Genomic DNA, 17657 nt, shown 5'->3' with positions numbered 1-17657 from the left:
ACTGGTGGGGAGGAGGAAAACGATGCAGAAAGCGGATGATGAAAAGCTGGAGGGTGGTCCTCTTTCCGGGATCACCGTTCTTGACTTCTCGCGTGTGCTGGCTGGCCCATACTGTACCATGGTGTTGGCTGATCTGGGCGCGCGAGTCATCAAGGTTGAAAAATTCGGGACAGGCGACGATACGCGCGCCTTCCCACCCTTTGTAGACGCCGAAAGCGCCTATTTCATGTGTTTCAATCGCGGTAAGGAAAGCATCGTTTTGGATGTCAAATCCCCGCGCGATCGTGAGCTTCTGGAAAGGTTGTTGGATACGTCTGATGTTTTGGTGGAAAACTTCCGTCCCGGTGTGATGGATCGGTTGGGCTATGGGGCAGAACGGCTCGCCAAAACGCATCCACATCTGATCTATGCTTCCATTTCTGGTTTTGGCCATTCTGGCCCTATGACCGATTTGCCCGGCTACGACATGGTTGTGCAGGCGATGGGGGGAGTGATGAGCCTCACAGGGTGGCCCGGACAGCAACCGGCCCGTGTCGGCACCAGTTTTGGTGATCTCGGAGCGGCCTTGTTTGGCGTCATTGGCATTCTTTCAGCGCTTTATAAACGGACCAAAAATGCGCAGGGGGAGCGCGTGGATATTGGCATGCTCGACTGTCAGGCCGCGCTCATGGAAACCGCTTTGGCACGGTACGATGTTGAAGGCGTTGTGCCGACGCGTACTGGTGATTGCCATCCCTCACTTGCTCCTTTTGAGACCTTTCAGGCCCAGGATGAGCGATTTGTGATTGCTGCGGGCAATGATCAGTTGTTCTTGTTGATGGCGGATGCATTGAACGCGCCTGAATTGGCTCTGGATCCAGATTTTGCTTCCAATGATCTACGCGTGCGCAACCGGCCCAAGATGGTTGCAGCGATCGACGCCGTCACCTCGCAAATGCCAGTACAGCATTGGCTTGATGCACTTAATGAAGCTGGTGTGCCCTGCGCGCCCATCAACACCATTGACCGCTTGCTGGATCACCCACAGCTTCTGTCACGCAATATGATTGTTCAGGTGGAAGGCGAGGGCAAAAAGCCGTTTCGCACGGCAGGCAATCCTATCAAGCTGTCAGCCTACAAGGAAATCGACCCAAACACACCACTGGTGGCACCGGGGCTAAATGAGCACCGAGAAGCTATTCTGGCTGAAAAAATGGCCGGGTTTGAAGCCTATGATCACAACCACTCTGCACGCGCCAAACAAGACACGGATGCCCCCGCTGAGGGCACGATCTGGACCGAATTCGGTCTGAAACGCTGAAATCAGATTTCGGGAGGACACACATGACCACACCTAAAGCCAAATCCAAGACGGAAGCTTCAAAGAAAGAGGCGACAGCTGTCCGCACCTCTTTGGAAGAGATCATCGTAGAACGTCGTGAAAGCGTGGGCTTGATCACGTTGAATCGCCCCAAAAGCCTTAATGCTCTCAACCTTCAGCTGGCCGCAGAAGTGATGCAGACGCTTAAAGAGTTTGATGCGGATGACCGTATTGGTGCAATTGTGATTACAGGCAGCCCCCGCGCGTTTGCAGCAGGTGCAGACATCGAAGAGATGGCGCAAAAGCATCTTGTTGATCTTCTGGCCAGCGACATTTTTGCTGATTGGGATCAAATGCGGTTTATCAAAAAGCCGGTGATCGCCGCGGTGAGTGGATTTGCCTTGGGAGGTGGGTTTGAACTGGCGCTGATGTGCGATTTCATCATTGCCAGCAACGATGCCCAATTTGGTCTGCCGGAGATACGTCTGGGTATTTTGCCCGGGATTGGTGGATCGCAACGTTTGACCAAGTCAATCGGCAAAGCTCTGGCAATGGATTTGATCTTGACCGGGCGCACAATCGGAGCAGAGGAAGCCAAGAGCGCTGGCATCGTAGCCCGCGTTGTCCCAACCGAAGACTTGCTGCAAACTGCGCTTGAAGCAGCACATCAGATTGCGGGCTTGAATGCGCCTGCCGTGACCATGGCCAAAGAAGCGGTGAACCATGCGTTGGAGAGCGGTCTGACATCGGGTGTCCTGCATGAACGCCGTCTCTTCCAGGCTGCATTTGCGACGGATGGGCAGAAAGAAGGCATGGCCGCGTTTATCGCCAAACGCGCCCCTGTTTTCCGTAATCGGTGATACCATGAACGAGCAGGCCATGGACGATGTCATCGTTGATAAAAAGGGGAGGGCTGGTGTTATCAGCCTGAACCGACCTAAGGCGATGAATGCACTCAATTTGAGAATGATCCGTGCCATTGATGCTGCGCTGACATGGTTCCAAAAGGACGCAGAGCTAGACTTTGTTGTGCTTCGCTCAAACCATGACCGGGCATTTTGTGCAGGCGGTGACATGAGGGCGGTGCGCGAGCTTGTACTGGCGGAGAAGTTTGCACAAGCGGAACGGTTCTTCGAAGAGGAATATGCGCTGATCAAACGGATTGCGACCTTTGAAAAGCCCTATATTTCTTTGATTGATGGTGTCTGCATGGGGGGCGGACTGGGGCTCAGCGTGCATGGTGACTACCGTATTGCAACTGAACGGGCTCTTTTTGCGATGCCTGAGACAATGATAGGGTTTTTTCCCGATGTTGGAGGTAGCCATTTTCTGTCACGGATGCCAAGTCACGCAGGGATCTGGATGGGGCTGACAGGTGCCTCCGTGCGCGGTTTTGATGCTCATGGCTTGGGGATTTCCACCCATATGACAGTGGCGGACTGTATGGGGGATTTGTTTGATGCGCTTTGCTACGGGGATGCAAGGCTTCCTGATATATTGGACGAGTTCTGCGCGTCCTTAGGATATCAACCAGATACGCTGCTTTTGTCTGATACCACGCATTGCTTTAACCAGCCTACGCTCTGTAGCATTATGGACTGTCTGGAGAAGCATACGAGCAAGCGTCGAGAGGTGGCTCTGAATGTCTTGAGAAAAGCGTCTCCGAGGAGTTTGCAAGAAACTTTGACCTTATTGCGCAATGGCCAACATCTTTCTCTGGTCGAATGTCTCGACCGAGAGTTGGAAGCGATGAGGCGTGCCATTCGTCATCCGGATCTGGCGGAAGGTGTGCGCGCAGTCTTGGTCGATAAGGATCATGACCCCAATTGGGCGTCCTTTCACAACATCATTGATAGCGGCGTGATTGCCCAAGAAAACCAAAGGTGACGAGATGACACAGAATAAAGAAAACTTTGACTATGTGATCGTCGGCGGCGGTTCTGCGGGATGTGTTTTGGCCAATCGTCTGTCTGAAAACCCAAAAAACAAAGTGCTCTTGTTGGAAGCTGGCGGTAAGGACAACTACATCTGGATCCATATTCCCGTGGGTTATCTTTATTGTATGGGCAATCCCCGCACGGATTGGGGATTTCAGACTTCAAAACAAGAGGGATTGAATGGTCGTGCTCTGAACTATCCTAGGGGCCGTGTGCTTGGCGGATGTTCGTCGATTAATGGCATGATCTACATGAGGGGTCAGGCACAGGACTATGACACTTGGCGGCAAATGGGGAACCCGGGCTGGGGCTGGGATGATGTTCTGCCGTTCTTCAAAAAGTCAGAAGACTACTACGCTGGCGCCGATGACATGCATGGTGCAGGCGGTGAATGGCGGGTTGAAGAGCAGCGGCTGACCTGGGAAATTCTCGATGCCTATCGCGATGCAGCCGAAGAGGCTGGCATTTCTAAGGTTGAAGATTTCAATCGGGGTGACAACGAAGGATCCGCCTATTTCCGCGTCAATCAGCGCAAGGGCTGGCGCTGGAACACATCCAAGGGATTCCTGCGCCCTGCGATGAAGCGCCCTAATCTCAAAGTTGTCACCAATGCACAAGCAAGGCGTGTCCTGTTTGATGGCAAAAAGGCCAGCGGTGTTGAAGCGGATGTCAATGGAACCGTGATGCAATACCGAGCCAACCGAGAGGTGATCTTGTCAGCCGGTGCCGTTGGGTCGCCCCAACTTTTGGAGCTCTCCGGAATAGGCAATCCAGCGGTGCTGAAACAGCATGGCATCGATGTTGTGCATCAAAACGACTCTGTGGGTGAAAACCTTCAGGACCACCTTCAAATCCGATGTGCTTTCCGTGTTGAGGGCGTAAAAACACTGAACCAACGCGCCGGGTCACTTTGGGGGCGGATGGGCATTGGCTTGGAATATATGCTCAAGCGCTCTGGACCAATGTCTATGGCGCCCAGTCAGCTTGGGATCTTTGCCAAATCAGGACCAGAGGTGGAAACCGCGGATCTCGAATTTCACGTTCAGCCGCTGTCGCTTGAAAAATTTGGCGATCCTCTGCATCCGTTTCCTGCCTTTACCGCCAGCGTTGTTCCTTTGCGGCCGACCAGCCGCGGTTCGATCCATATCACGTCCCGAGACCACAAGGTGCAGCCAGCAATCGATCCGAACTATCTTAGCACAGAGCTCGACAAGCTTGTCGCGGTGCGTGCCATTCGTTTGGCGCGGGAAATTGCAGGGCAGACGACGATGCGGAAATACAATCCGTCAGAGATCAAGCCCGGTTCGGTCTACCAATCCGATGAAGACCTCGCAAAAGTGGCTGGAGATATTGGGACGACAATTTTCCACCCGGTTGGGACATGTCGAATGGGGCCGGATGAGACCGCTGTGGTCGATCCAGAGTTGCGGGTGAAGGGGGTGGAAGGGCTTCGTGTCGTAGATGCCTCGGTGATGCCGACAATCACTTCAGGCAATACCAACTCACCCACGATTATGATCGCAGAAAAAGCGGCGAGTTTCATCTTGTCTGCCTGAATGAGGCCCATCATGGCCGGCACCCCACGGGATAACGTAAGAAACCATATGGAGAATTCTCCATATGGTTTCTTTGCTGTTTGATGGATAGGCAACAGATGTTCGCAATTTTAGGACGCGTGTTGATTATGATGCCGCTTCATACCTCTACTTTGTTTGCTCTGTTTCCGTGTTTGCAGAAAGCACGCGAGCAGGGGTTTTCTAAAGCACGTCAGATTGCATGCCTGATTTTCCCCATGAGGCATGTGGTGAAGGATTTTGAGAGGTCATCGTTTATGTCCCATGAGCTCTGTGTTTGGTATCCTTCGCTTTGATCTGTTGGGGTGGATTGTAGTCGATCCCTTGTTTGGTGCTGAGTGGTGCCTGACACTGGGAAAAAAGTAATTTTATCAGAAGTTTGAGTAGCTAATTGAACCTCATGAGAACCCATCTGTTGCCGGCATAGACTTGTCTGTAGGTATCAGCCTGAGATATAGGCCCTGCGAAATGCAGGAACCTGCTGACAAATTGGCCCTTAACAAGATGGCAGCCTTACTCATGCTTTTGGGCGGCTGGATCGCTGAATTGGCGATTGTTCTCATGAGGTGTTTTTAGACCCATCCCAATGGGGGGGATGCCTAAGCGCCTTGATCGTGTCTGAGCTGTGACATCTGACCCTTGCTTTTTTAAACAGGGCGGGTAGATCGTCGTTGTATTGACGATTTCCAGACTGCTATCATGTCCGCTCCTTTCGATATTATGGTGCAGCTAACCGAAGCACCAACACTCCAAGACAAACACAGATTGTTTTCTGGCTTCATGGAAGCAGAATACGGCTATATTGGCGTCAACTACGGCCTGTTCTTGGACACGCGGTCGGTGCATGCAATCCACAACAATCACCTTTCGATGCGCAGAGGTCTGCCAGAAGAATGGCGTGAGATCTATCAACGAAATCGGTTTGCACAGGATGATTTTGGGATGTTGATGGGCGCGCTAAGCAATGCGCCTATCTTGCAATCCAACTTCTATCGCATGTTGGATGACGGTGCTTTGCAACCTCAATTTGCCCGCGTTATCAGTGGTGTGCGTGACTTTGTGTCCGCAGGCATTGTGTTGCCGCTCGAGATGAATGGCCTAAGAGGGATCGTCGGTTTGTTTGATCCAACGGGTGATATTGTGAAGCATGACGCGCGGCTGGAGCGAGATTTGCCGGTCATTCAGGCGCTTGCCAATCAGCTGCATCTTTGTAGTGACTGGTCTGACCAACTGATTGCGCAGATGGGGGTGAGCGAGATGAACCTTCGTGTTTTGCGGCTCAAGGCACAAGGTTTGCGGGTGAAAGAGATCCTGCATGAAATTGGGCGTGACAATCCCAAAACGGTCGATAACCACATGATGCGCCTGCGCAAGGTTATGGGCACACGCAATGATTTGGAAACGATGCAGCGGGCCGCACGGATCGGATTGCTCAAGGATCTTGATCGACAAAAGAGTGAAGATGTGACGCGATGGGCTGAGAGACTGGGGTTGCCCTAGAGGACATGGCAGAGCTCAAGCGCAGTTGCCATACCGTATGCTGTGATCGTGAAAACAAGTGGCGTCGTAGATTTATGAAAAGTTTCGCCTGATAAGATGTTGCGAGGGGCTGAAGACAAAGATGCTGTATTTTTATAAACGCATTTGGAAAGCCACGGGCAGGGTGCAAATGTTACTTGTCGCGCTGTCGCTCATCGTAGCGGCGTTGGCAGCAGTGCCGTTGCAATTTCAAAAAGACATCATCAACAGTCTTGGGCCCGACCTGCAGATGGAGCACCTCCTGTGGATGTGCGCTGGCTACTTTGCGGTGATCGTTGTCACCAACCTGTTCAAGTTTGTCCTGAACTACAGAAGTTCTCTGTTGGGTGAAGCCACGATCCGTCGCATCCGCACCGCGATCTATGACGCGCGACAAAACACCGATGCCGATTTGCCAATTCAAACAGAATCCAGTGGAACCGTCGCGACGATTATCGCTGCGGAAGCTGAGGAAGTAGGGAAATTTGTTGGCCAAGCGGTGGCAAATCCTCTTGTGCAGGTTGGCACGTTGGTTTCTGTCATCAGCTTTGTCGCTTCAACGCAGCCATATCTTGGGGCGTTTCTCGTGGCCATCGTCGTGCCGCAGGCTTTGATTGTGTTTTTGCTACAGGAGAAGGTCAATCGTCGCGTTAAGGCACGGACTTTGGTTCTGCGTCGTGCAACTGGCACTATTTCAGATGAGGCACTGAGCAGTGCAGAGGCAGCGGCCAAAAGCGTGATGCAAGATTTCGATGAGATCTATACGATGCGTAGAGGGATATTTAAGCTCAAGCTTTCTATGAAATTTGCCATGAATGTTCTCAGTGGCATTGGTCTTGTGGGTATTCTGATGATTGGCGGCTTGTTGATGATGCAAGGCCGTAGTGACATTGGAACCGTCGTTGCCGCCTTGTCCGCTCTGGATAAAATCAACGGTCCCTGGCGTTTGCTGCTTGGATTTTACAAAGAGCTGAGCGCCGTGCGTGTAAAGTTTGATCTCATCGTTGGAGAAGGTCTTTCTCAGCGTGCCTGATGTGTCTTGAAAAACAAAAAGGCACCCTGAGGCGCCTTTTGGATTTATATTTCGCCAAATAAGGGGGGGCTACCGACCCCAAGTCCGCACGGGCCCGCAATCCATATGCACGAAGTTGGAGCCTGAGTAACGACCCACACCGCCTGCTCGGCATGCTGCGGCGGCGCGCGCCATTTGGCTCACAGAGCGGGACGCCAAGCGCAAATCAGCAGCCTGACCTTTCATATGCAAGGAATTCTTCGCCACGCCGCGAGACCGGGAGCGCAGCATCGCGTTTGTCTTCGGGCTGCGATACCCCGACAGCAGCATGTAGGGTTCGCTCGCGTCCATCAAATTGTGCGCGGCAGCCATGATATCAATGGTACGGATGTCGATGTTGATCACATCATTCGTACGCCAGTCGCGCATGAACGCGTTCACTTCTTTCACTGCATCCTTGATGTATTTGCCTTCGACCCAATATATCGTGTCGATCCGCTCACCGGTGCGGCCGGAGTACATGCGGATGCGGCGAACGTCGCCACCGCCACGCAGAAAACCCGCTGCTTTGGAGTAGGTCGGAGCTGCAACCAGCGTTGTGGCTGCGAACGCACCCAAAAGGGCACGACGTGTCATGCTCATAGAGCCGTCATTCTGATCGTTCATTGTTTCAGCGCCTGTCCCGTCGCTTACCTGCCACCGCGATGTTACGCGGTCGTGTTCATCCTCATCCCCTCAGATGTACCGAATTTATGGCACACAAGAATTTTTACACCAAGGCTTCTTTTCTTGCTTGACGAGGGAAAGCCCTAAATTTCGGCGAATTTCTGCTTAATAGATGAACAAAGAGTTTCCAAAAATTGTATGGAGCGGCGCGGCCTCGATGCAACAGTCCCCAATTGCATCATGTTCTTCGAGAACTTGTGATTGGACAGGCAAGACGCTAGGGAGAACTCTATCGGAAATTTCGTCCTGACTTTTGGAAGTATCACATGTTGCTACGGGTGCGCGCGCTTTTCTCACTCAGCTCTTTCGGGGCTGTAATCTCCGCTTTTCTCATTTTTTCAACCGCTGCACAGGCCTTCCCTGCATTCAAACAGGCGGTGGCAGAAGCGGCATCCCGAGATCAGGATATTGCCGCGTTTTACCGTGAAGCGGCTTATGAGCCGCTTTGGACTGGAGAGGGCCAGACCTTCGCGAAACGCCGCCAGGCCTTGATTCAAGCGCTTGCGCGTGTGAGCGACCATGCATTGCCAGAGGCGCGTTACAAGACGGATGATTTGCTGTCTCAAATGGCTGCCGCCAACAGCGCGCGTGATCTTGGGTTGATTGAGGTGGCCTTGACAAAAGCCTACCTCACCTACGCGCGGGATCTGACATCAGGTATGCTGGTGCCCTCCAAAATTGATGGTGATATTGTACGAAAGATCGAAAAACGGGAACGCCAAGAGCTTCTTGAGAGCTTTGCCAATGCACAAGATGCGAAAGGCTTCTTGCGGGGGCTTGCGCCGCAGACTCCAGAATACACGCGCTTGATGAAAGCGAAGCTGCGTATGGAGCGGTTGGTGTCACAAGGTGGCTGGGGGGCGGTTGTCCCGGTACGCAAGATGGAGCCCGGCGACAGCGGTGCTGCGGTTGTGGCGTTGCGCGATCGTTTGGTTCGGATGGGCTTTATGCAGCGATCCGCTTCTGCAAGTTATGATGCTGCACTCAAATCCGCAGTGCAGGAGTTCCAAATCGCGCATGGTCTTGAAAGTGACGGTGTGGCAGGTAAGGGCACCGTCACAGAGATCAATGTGTCGGCTGAAACGCGGCTGAAATCCATTATGGTTGCGATGGAACGCGAGCGCTGGCTCACGCGCAACGCGGAAGGGCGCGAAATTCTGGTGAACTTGACAGATTTCACAGCGAAAATTCTGGATGATGGCAAGCTGACATTCCGCACGCGATCCGTGGTGGGGAAAAACCAATCGGATCGCCGAAGCCCCGAGTTTTCCGACATCATGGAACATATGGTCATCAATCCCACTTGGAATGTGCCGCGTTCCATTGCCACAAAAGAGTATCTGCCGATGCTCAAGAACAATCCCAACGCCGTAAGCTATCTGCGTTTGGTGAATGGTCGAGGCCAGACGGTTGACCGCAGTGCGATTGATTTTTCTCAATTCACCACCCGGAACTTCCCATTTGATATGAAGCAGGCCCCGGGTAGCCGAAATGCGCTTGGGTTGGTGAAATTCATGTTCCCGAACAAGTACAACATTTACCTGCACGATACGCCGCAGAAGGCCCTGTTTAAGCGGGAAATCCGTGCATATAGCCATGGGTGTATCCGTCTGCAGGATCCGTTTGATTTTGCCTATGCGTTGCTGGCCGTTCAGGAAGACAATCCCAAGCAGTTTTTCCAAACCCGTCTGAAGACAGGCCGTGAAACCCGCGTGGATTTGAAGCAGGATGTTCCTGTGCACATCATCTATCGCACGGCCTACACAGAGGCCAAAGGGCCGGTCCAATTCCGTCGTGACATCTATGGGCGGGATGCGAAGATCTGGAAAGCGATGGCGAACGAGGGGGTGGCCTTGGCGTCCTATCAAGGCTAAACACGCCTCCGAGATCACCCGGAGGACCGCAGATGGCGTTCACTGTTCAGGAGATTGCGACCGCGATTGATGCGCAGGCGCACGGGAACACAGACTTGGTTGTCGAGCGTGTTGCGGAGCCTGCTTTGGCGGGCTCCAATGATATCGCCTTGCTGACAAACCCCAAATTCGCTGAAGGTCTGTCACAAGGGCAGGCGCGTGTCGCTTTGCTTTGGGATGGCGCGGATTGGGAAGCTATGGGGCTGGAAGCAGCCATCACGGCCAAACGTGGCCGTTATGCGATGTCCGGACTTTCCAAAATGATGGATCCGGGGCAGGGGCAACAAGTCGGGATCCACCCCACGGCGCTGATTGATGAAACAGCAACGCTTGGCGAAGGTGTTTCTGTAGGCCCCTATGTTGTGATTGGCGCACATAGCAGCATTGGCCAAGGATCTGTGATTGGCGCTTTCTGCCATATAGGACCGAATGTCACCATCGGCGCAGGAGCTATGTTGCGCGATCACGTCTCTATCGGGGCACGTGTCACAATTGGCGATCGCTTCTGGTGTCAGCCCGGCGCACGGATCGGGGCCGACGGCATGTCTTTTGTGACACCCGAAGCCAGCGGTGTTGAAAAAGCGCGCGCCACGCTTGGGGATCAGGGAGAGGTGTCTGCTCAGGCATGGGCCCGTATTCACTCGCTGGGCGCAGTGACGATCGGCGATGACGTTGAGATTGGCGCAAACGCCTGTGTGGACTATGGGACTGTCCGCGATACACGTATCGGCAACGGCTGCAAAATCGACAATATGGTGCACATTGCGCACAATGTGGTTGTGGGCAACGATTGCCTTTTGGCGGCTCAGGTTGGAATCGCAGGCTCCACTGTGATCGGCAACAACGTTGTCATGGGCGGACAGGTTGGTGTCTCAGACAACACCGTCGTGGGCGACAATGTCATTGCTGGGGGCGCCTCCAAAATTCTGAGCAAGGTTCCGGCCGGAGAAGTGGTTCTGGGTTACCCTGCCGTTAAGATGGACACGAACCTGGAAATGTACAAAGCCTTGAGACGGTTGCCGAGATTGGCCAAGCAATTTGCCGATCTTCAAAAAACTGTTTCGAAGTTGGGTTTGAAGTCCTAAACGAACCGACTTCGTTGAAAGGGAAAATGTTATGGACGTCAAAGAGCAGGTGATTGCCATCATTGCTGAGCAGGCCGTTCTGGAGCCATCGGATGTGTCGATGGAGAGCACGCTTGAGGATCTCGGTATCGACAGCCTTGGTCTGGTTGAAAGCATCTTTGCCATTGAGGAAGCTTTTGACATTTCCATTCCGTTCAACGCAAATGAGCCTGAGAAGAGCGATTTTGATATCTCTTCCGTAGCCACGATCATTGCCGGGATCGAGCAACTGGTGAACGCCTAAAACGATCAATCAGCAAAGAGCTCGAAAAAAATGAAGCGCGTCGTCATCACTGGAGCCGGGACCATCAACGCCTTGGGGCATGATGTGCCCCAAACCCTTGCCGCAATGCGTGAGGGTAAGTGCGGCATCGGAGAGTTAAGCCTGAGAGATGTAGACCGACTTGCCGTCAAGATCGGCGCTCAGGTGCGCGGGTTTGAGCCCGATAAGATCTTTAACCGACAGCAATTGGCGCTTTATGACCGTTTTACGCAATTTGCCCTTGTGGCAGCGCGTGAAGCTCTGGCGCAGTCTGGCCTGGAATTTTCCGGAGAGCTTTCGGCCAAAACGGGGGTGGTGCTGGGCAACTCCGGTGGTGGTATGCAGACCTTGGATGAAAACTATCGCACGGTCTATGAGGACGGAAAAAACCGCGTTCACCCGTTTGTTGTGCCAAAACTCATGAACAACGCGGCCGCCAGCCACATCAGCATGGAGTTCAACCTCAAAGGGCCGAGCTTCACCGTGGCCTCTGCCTGTGCCAGTTCCAACCACGCCATGGCGCAAGCCTTTCAGATGGTGCGCCATGCGATGTCGCCCGTGATGATCACGGGGGGGGCTGAATCCATGTTGTGCTTTGGTGGGGTCAAAGCCTGGGAAGGCCTGAGAGTGATGTCCAAAGATGCATGCCGTCCGTTTTCGGCGACACGCAATGGCATGGTGCAGGGCGAAGGTGCCGGGGTTTTTGTGTTTGAAGAGTACGAACATGCCAAAGCGCGTGGTGCCGAAATACTGGCCGAGGTGATCGGCTTTGCAATGACATCTGATGCCGCAGATATTGTGATGCCGTCGCGCCAAGGCGCGTCGCGCGCGATTTCTGGCGCCCTTGCAGATGCCCGTATCAATCGCGAAGAGGTTGGATATATCAACGCACATGGCACCGGTACGGCGGCCAATGACAAAACCGAGTGTAGCGCTGTTGCCGATGTGTTCGGCCCTCATGCTGACAAGCTGATGATCTCTTCTACCAAGTCCATGCACGGCCATTTGATTGGCGGGACTGGCGCAGTGGAACTCTTGGCCTGCATCATGGCACTGCGCGACGGTGTGATTGCGCCAACGATTGGCTACGAAGAAGCCGATCCGGAATGTGAGATGGATGTGGTGCCCAATCAGGCGCGTGAGGCACGGGTTGATGTCGCGCTTTCTAATGCCTTCGCTTTTGGCGGGCTTAACGCGGTTATGGCATTGCGCCGCGTGTAAGAGCCGCTGCTTAAATATAAAAAAGCCGCGCGGTGCTTCCTGCGCGGCTTTTTCATTTTTGTATGAGCGTTCTTTATTCCGCCACTTCTCCTGAGGCTTTGCCAAAGGCCTTGGTAAAGCCTGCAAGTGACATGTTGATGTTCACCACCTGAGTTGGGGCCAGCGCGGGCACAATTGTCAGTTGGGCGGCATTGCCACCTTTGTATTTGGCGATATCGTCCGCGCTCAGGCCAATCCGCGCGACACAGCCCATCTGATTACAGAAGGCAAAAGGGTAGCGGCGTGCGTTTTCACCATCAACAGTCACGGTCAATTGTGAGGTAAGCAGGGTTTCCAGCGGGACAATCACACTTGCACCCGCAACAGCTTCACCTTCAGGTACGGCGAGATCAAAAAGCGTAACTTCAGCAATGGGTGTACCAGCAGGGTCTTTGAGCAGTTGGTACAGGCGACAAGGACGCGGTTCAGGGCCAGAGGCCGCACATTGCAGATCCCAGTCTCCGATGATTTCGGATGTGATGTCTTCACCCGCAGTTTGGGGCGCTTGTGCTTCTGCTTGCGGCGCGACGGCCTCTCCCATGGCCAAAGACCCATCTGCGAGGGACGGTACGCCCTGTGCTGTCAACTGACTGGCAAATGCTACAAAGGACAAAGAGGCAAGGACAGTTTTTAAGTTCATCGCGTGGTATCCAGGATTTTCGCATAGATCTGCTAGCGCAGTATCATGTGGTCGGGAGAATGTCAGTCACAGCTTGGCTTAAACCTGATGAAAATTAGCAGGTTCTTGCCTGTTAACAGTGTGCTTTGTTGTCAAAAGAAAAGTCAGAAAAACAAAAAGGGCCCGTTGCCGAGCCCTTTTATATTTTCACTCCCCGTCGGACTGGCCGACTTATTTATTGCCCAAACGCTACGAAGAAACGACGTGGCGGTCAACATGAAAAGGGGATGTTCCTGACTGAAATGTCTAAAAAAAAGGCCGCACATTGCGTGCGGCCAGTCTCAACAGGGAGGAGTTCTTTCCCAAACGGTTAAAGGTTTGATCCGGAACACTTTAGAATGTGGGGTAGAAAGGTTAAAAATGAGTGTGATGCGCCGGACGCGTCGCTTTGAATGTATCAAGGATGAGGTAACCCCCTGATGGACGGCAAGATTTTTTTGGGCGGCGGTGGTCTTGACTACGCTGAAAAACAGGGCCTGACGCTCAAATATGCCAATCGCCATGGCTTGATTGCTGGAGCCACCGGCACTGGTAAAACGGTCACCTTGCAGATTCTCGCGGAAGGGTTCTCGGCGGCTGGCGTACCTGTGTTCCTGTCTGATGTAAAAGGAGACCTTTCTGGACTGGCGGCGTCAGGAAGCGCAGGCTTTAAGCTTCATGATGCTTTTCAGGACCGTGCGAAAACCATTGGGTTTGAGGAATTTGCCTATCAAGCCTTTCCTGTCACCTTCTGGGATCTCTTTGGGGACCAGGGGCATCCTGTGCGCACAACAGTTGCCGAAATGGGGCCACTTCTGTTGGCAAGATTGATGGAACTCTCTGAGGCGCAAGAGGGCATTCTGAACATTGCTTTCCGGTTGGCCGATGAGCAGGGGTTGCCGCTCTTGGATCTTAAAGACCTGCAGGCGCTTTTGGTCTGGGTAGGGGAAAATCGCGCTGAACTGGCACTGCGCTACGGCAATATTTCCGTCAACTCAATTGGCGCCATTCAGCGGCGATTGCTGGTCTTGGAAAACCAGGGGGCCAATAAGCTGTTTGGTGAACCTGCGCTGGATCTCACCGATTTGATGCAGGTTGCGGCTGACGGCCGGGGGCAGATCAATATCCTCGCGGCAGATAAGCTTATGGCCGCACCCCGGCTCTATGCGACCTTCCTGCTTTGGCTGTTGTCAGAATTGTTTGAAACCCTGCCAGAGGTGGGCGACCCGGACAAACCAAAGCTGGTGTTCTTTTTTGACGAAGCGCATCTCTTGTTTGATGGCGCACCCAAAGCCTTGGTGGACAAGGTGGAACAGGTGGCGCGCCTCATTCGCTCCAAAGGCGTTGGCGTCTATTTTGTGACGCAAAACCCCGATGACATTCCAGAGGACATTCTGGGCCAGTTAGGCAACCGTGTGCAACATGCCCTGCGTGCTTTTACGGCGCGTGACAAGAAGGCGCTGCGCATGGCGGCTGAAACCTATCGCCCCAATCCGAGATTTGAGACGGAGGCCGCAATCCGTGAGGTTGGGGTGGGCGAGGCCGTCACCTCGATGCTGATGAAGAAAGGCGTTCCCGGCGTGGTGGAGCGCACCTTGATCCGCCCTCCATCTTCCCAACTGGGCCCATTAGATAGCGCGGCGCGAAGCGCTCTGATGCGTACCTCACCGGTTGCCGGGAAATATGATCACTCCGTTGATCGCCTTTCAGCCTATGAGATTTTGCGCGATCGCGCGGCTCAGGCGGCCAAGGCCGCAGAAGACGTGGAAGCAGAGGAAGAAGAGCAATCCACTGCGCAGCGCGAATTCAATGCGGCACGCCGCTACAGTGGCTCCCGCGTCAGCCGATCTTCATCCCGGTCCATGCGCATTCGCGCAGACGACAGTTTTGGAGAAGCCATGGGGAAGATGGTCATGAAAGAGCTCACCGGCACAACCGGGCGTCGCATCGTGCGCGGCATTCTCGGTGGCCTGTTCAAAGGGCGCTGAGCGCGGCGCTTCTTCTGACCAAAATACTCCCGCCGAAGGCAAAAGGCGCTCCGGAAGGAGCGCCTTTTTTCATTTTTCGGGGATCAGGCCGCGTGGGCTAAACCTGAGCACCAACAGCAGGACTACGCCCATGGTCAGCAGACGCATATGCGCAGCGCTTTTGATCAGGTGATCGCGCAGCCAGCTGTCCTCAGACAGGCCAGAGGTGATGAACTCCATCAGCCAAAGGCCAAGCGGTTCAACCTGCACCCAGAGGAACCAGATCAGAAAGCCCCCCAATACGGCCCCAAGGTTGTTGCCGGATCCGCCAACAATCACCATGACCCAGATCAGGAAGGTATAACGCAGCGGCTGGTAGGTGCCCGGCGTCAGCTGCCCATCCAATGTGGTCATCATCGCACCGGCAATGCCACAGATTGCAGAGCCAAGCACAAAGATCTGCAGGTGGCGATTGGTGACATGTTTGCCCATAGCCTCTGCGGCCACTTCATTGTCCCGAATGGCGCGCATCATACGGCCCCATGGGCTGTTGAGCGCCATTTGAGCCATCACGAAAATCACCAACAGAACAGCCGTGAAGAGGATCGCATAATTGAGCTTCACGAACAGCGACGAGGCTGTGGCGACATCAATGCCCAGACCTTCGGCGTGATTGATGAAGCTTGATGAATTTTGCAGATCAATTTCGTAAGGCACAGGCCGGTCCAGACCCACAACGTTTTTCACGCCGCGTGCAAGCCAGTCTTCGTTTTTCATAACCGCAATAATGATTTCGGCAATGCCAAGTGTTGCAATCGCCAGATAGTCAGAGCGCAATCCCAATGCGGTCTTGCCAATCAGCCAAGCAACACCTGCCGCCAGCAGCCCCCCCATTGGCCATGCCAGCAAGACGGGCAGGTCCAGCCCCCCCAAATTGCCTTGCAGGGCTGGATTGATCGCTTCAACGGCGGCCACACCTGGATCAAAGATACCCCGATAGAGGAAAAAACCACCCATCAGGAGCGCAAATGTGACGAGGTTGCGCGCGCGGCCAGCACTCATACGCTGGCGCACCATCACCGTGCCAACAATCGTGCCTGCGCCTGCGAGCAGGGCAATCATGATCCGCCAGCCCCCGGCGCTCCAGGCATCCTCAACCGGGGCCGCAGAGGTCAGCACAACAGCCAGACCGCCAAGGGCGACAAAGCCCATGACCCCCACATTGAACAGCCCGGCAAATCCCCATTGCAGGTTCACGCCAAGCGCCATGATGGCCGAGATCAACCCCATATTGATGATCAGCAACGCCACGTTCCAGCTCTGCATGAAACCGGTCAGGATGATCAGGGCAAAAACGATGCCAAAGAGCGCGGTGTTTCTCATTGTCTCGCTCATACCGATTTCCCCTTGAACAGGCCGGTCGGCTTAAACAGCAGAACCACAATCAGGATCACAAAGCTGACGGCAAATTTATAGTCGGTGCTCAGAAGCTGCACGAGCCCAGACGGCTCCAGCTGCTCTGGCAGCATGTATTTCAGCACTTTTTTCCAGGCATAAGTGATCGTGACTTCCGAGAAGGCGATCACAAACCCACCGGCGATGGCGCCAATCGGGCTGCCAAGGCCACCTACGATGGCAGAGGCAAAAATGGGCAGCAGCAGCTGGAAATAGACAAAGGGTTTGAAGGTCTTGTCCAGCCCGTAGAGCACACCTGCCGTGGTCGCCAGCGCGGCCACAATCAGCCAAGTGTACATCACCACACGTTCTGGGTTGATGCCTGACAGCAGTGCCAGATCTTCATTGTCAGAATAGGCGCGCATCGATTTGCCGGTGCGGGTGCGATTCAGGAACCAGAACAACAGCACAACGGCAATCACGGCCACCACAACGGTGATGCCCTGTGTGGTCTTGATCGCCAGACCTTCGCGCAGGCCGGTCATGGCTTTGAATTCACGCACGGAGATGATGAAACGCTCGCCATCGGCAAATTTGCGATCATTTGGCCCAATGATAAACCGCACAAGCCCGTTCATGATGAACATCACACCCATAGAGACAATCACAAGGATCACGGGCTTTGCTTTCTGTGTGCGATAGAAGCGATAGACCACCCGATCTGTGATCAACACCAGCGCCATGGTGCCAAGAATGGCAAAGGGCAGGGCCAGCAGAGCGGTTGGCAGCGGGCCAAAGCTGACCCCCCAATATTGCAACAGATAGGTCACACCAACGGCAATCATCGCGCCAAAGGCCATGGTGTCGCCATGGGCAAAGTTGGAAAACCGCAGAATTCCGTAGATCAGCGTCACCCCCAGCGCCCCCAGCGCCAGCTGACTGCCATAGGCAATCGCGGGGATCAGAACAAAGTTAGAAAGCGCCACAATGGCGTTGAGGAAGTCCATAGTC

General features: G+C 54.0%; 15 protein-coding genes. 11 read left to right on the top strand and 4 right to left on the bottom strand.

The window, feature by feature from the left end; genetic code table 11:
* Positions 1 to 22 precede the first annotated feature (22 nt).
* The 6 genes from J7382_RS06355 (at position 23) to J7382_RS06330 (ending at position 7362) form a co-directional block, all read left to right on the top strand.
* A complete protein-coding gene (locus J7382_RS06355; protein WP_209068079.1) occupies positions 23 to 1300 on the top strand; it encodes a CoA transferase in 1278 nt (425 codons plus the stop codon).
* Positions 1301 to 1323: 23 nt separating this feature from the next.
* Complete coding sequence (locus J7382_RS06350) at positions 1324 to 2160, top strand: enoyl-CoA hydratase-related protein (protein WP_209068078.1); 837 nt, start codon at positions 1324 to 1326, stop codon at positions 2158 to 2160.
* 19 nt (positions 2161 to 2179) lie between these two features.
* A complete protein-coding gene (locus tag J7382_RS06345; protein WP_209068076.1) occupies positions 2180 to 3187 on the top strand; it encodes an enoyl-CoA hydratase/isomerase family protein in 1008 nt (335 codons plus the stop codon).
* A 4-nt stretch (positions 3188 to 3191) separates the two neighbouring features.
* Positions 3192 to 4793 (top strand): GMC family oxidoreductase N-terminal domain-containing protein, encoded by a 1602-nt coding sequence (locus J7382_RS06340; protein WP_209068074.1) that lies wholly within the window; start codon positions 3192 to 3194, stop codon positions 4791 to 4793.
* 717 nt (positions 4794 to 5510) lie between these two features.
* Positions 5511 to 6311 (top strand): autoinducer binding domain-containing protein, encoded by an 801-nt coding sequence (locus J7382_RS06335; protein ID WP_209068072.1) that lies wholly within the window; start codon positions 5511 to 5513, stop codon positions 6309 to 6311.
* A gap of 121 nt (positions 6312 to 6432) precedes the next feature.
* On the top strand, positions 6433 to 7362 hold the full coding sequence (locus tag J7382_RS06330) for an ABC transporter transmembrane domain-containing protein (RefSeq protein ID WP_209068070.1): 930 nt from the start codon (positions 6433 to 6435) through the stop codon (positions 7360 to 7362).
* Positions 7363 to 7431: 69 nt separating this feature from the next.
* Here the strand turns inward: J7382_RS06330 and J7382_RS06325 are convergent, their stop codons facing one another.
* Complete coding sequence (locus J7382_RS06325) at positions 7432 to 8007, bottom strand: DUF882 domain-containing protein (protein WP_247744866.1); 576 nt, start codon at positions 8005 to 8007, stop codon at positions 7432 to 7434.
* A 326-nt stretch (positions 8008 to 8333) separates the two neighbouring features.
* On the opposite strand from J7382_RS06325, the gene J7382_RS06320 reads away from it, so the two are divergent.
* The 4 genes from J7382_RS06320 to J7382_RS06305 are packed head-to-tail and all read left to right on the top strand — an operon-like array spanning position 8334 to position 12587.
* Positions 8334 to 9941 carry a L,D-transpeptidase family protein gene (locus tag J7382_RS06320; protein WP_209068068.1) on the top strand — a complete coding sequence of 536 codons (1608 nt, stop codon included), beginning with the start codon at positions 8334 to 8336 and terminating at the stop codon, positions 9939 to 9941.
* A 32-nt stretch (positions 9942 to 9973) separates the two neighbouring features.
* Positions 9974 to 11065 (top strand): UDP-3-O-(3-hydroxymyristoyl)glucosamine N-acyltransferase, encoded by a 1092-nt coding sequence (gene lpxD / locus J7382_RS06315; RefSeq protein ID WP_209068066.1) that lies wholly within the window; start codon positions 9974 to 9976, stop codon positions 11063 to 11065.
* Positions 11066 to 11096: 31 nt separating this feature from the next.
* Complete coding sequence (locus J7382_RS06310; protein WP_209068062.1) at positions 11097 to 11348, top strand: phosphopantetheine-binding protein; 252 nt, start codon at positions 11097 to 11099, stop codon at positions 11346 to 11348.
* Between the two features lie 30 nt (positions 11349 to 11378).
* Positions 11379 to 12587 carry a beta-ketoacyl-[acyl-carrier-protein] synthase family protein gene (locus J7382_RS06305; RefSeq protein ID WP_209068061.1) on the top strand — a complete coding sequence of 403 codons (1209 nt, stop codon included), beginning with the start codon at positions 11379 to 11381 and terminating at the stop codon, positions 12585 to 12587.
* Between the two features lie 73 nt (positions 12588 to 12660).
* On the opposite strand, the gene J7382_RS06300 is transcribed toward J7382_RS06305, so the two are convergent.
* Positions 12661 to 13266: an invasion associated locus B family protein gene (locus J7382_RS06300; protein WP_209068058.1), complete on the bottom strand. Its 606-nt coding sequence runs from the start codon at positions 13264 to 13266 to the stop codon at positions 12661 to 12663.
* Between the two features lie 458 nt (positions 13267 to 13724).
* On the opposite strand from J7382_RS06300, the gene J7382_RS06295 reads away from it, so the two are divergent.
* Positions 13725 to 15272 carry a helicase HerA-like domain-containing protein gene (locus tag J7382_RS06295; protein ID WP_209068057.1) on the top strand — a complete coding sequence of 516 codons (1548 nt, stop codon included), beginning with the start codon at positions 13725 to 13727 and terminating at the stop codon, positions 15270 to 15272.
* A 69-nt stretch (positions 15273 to 15341) separates the two neighbouring features.
* Here J7382_RS06295 and J7382_RS06290 read toward each other — a convergent pair whose 3' ends face one another.
* Positions 15342 to 16646 carry a branched-chain amino acid ABC transporter permease gene (locus J7382_RS06290; protein WP_209068055.1) on the bottom strand — a complete coding sequence of 435 codons (1305 nt, stop codon included), beginning with the start codon at positions 16644 to 16646 and terminating at the stop codon, positions 15342 to 15344.
* Complete coding sequence (locus tag J7382_RS06285) at positions 16643 to 17653, bottom strand: branched-chain amino acid ABC transporter permease (RefSeq protein WP_209068053.1); 1011 nt, start codon at positions 17651 to 17653, stop codon at positions 16643 to 16645. The genes J7382_RS06290 and J7382_RS06285 overlap by 4 nt, the downstream gene beginning before the upstream one ends.
* Positions 17654 to 17657 lie beyond the last annotated feature (4 nt).

The sequence above is a fragment of the Shimia sp. R11_0 genome (genome assembly GCF_017744035.1).
GTDB classification, from domain to species: domain Bacteria; phylum Pseudomonadota; class Alphaproteobacteria; order Rhodobacterales; family Rhodobacteraceae; genus Shimia; species Shimia marina.
The sequence above is the reverse complement of the archived record's forward strand: the minus strand, read 5'-3'. Positions and strand labels throughout refer to the sequence as shown.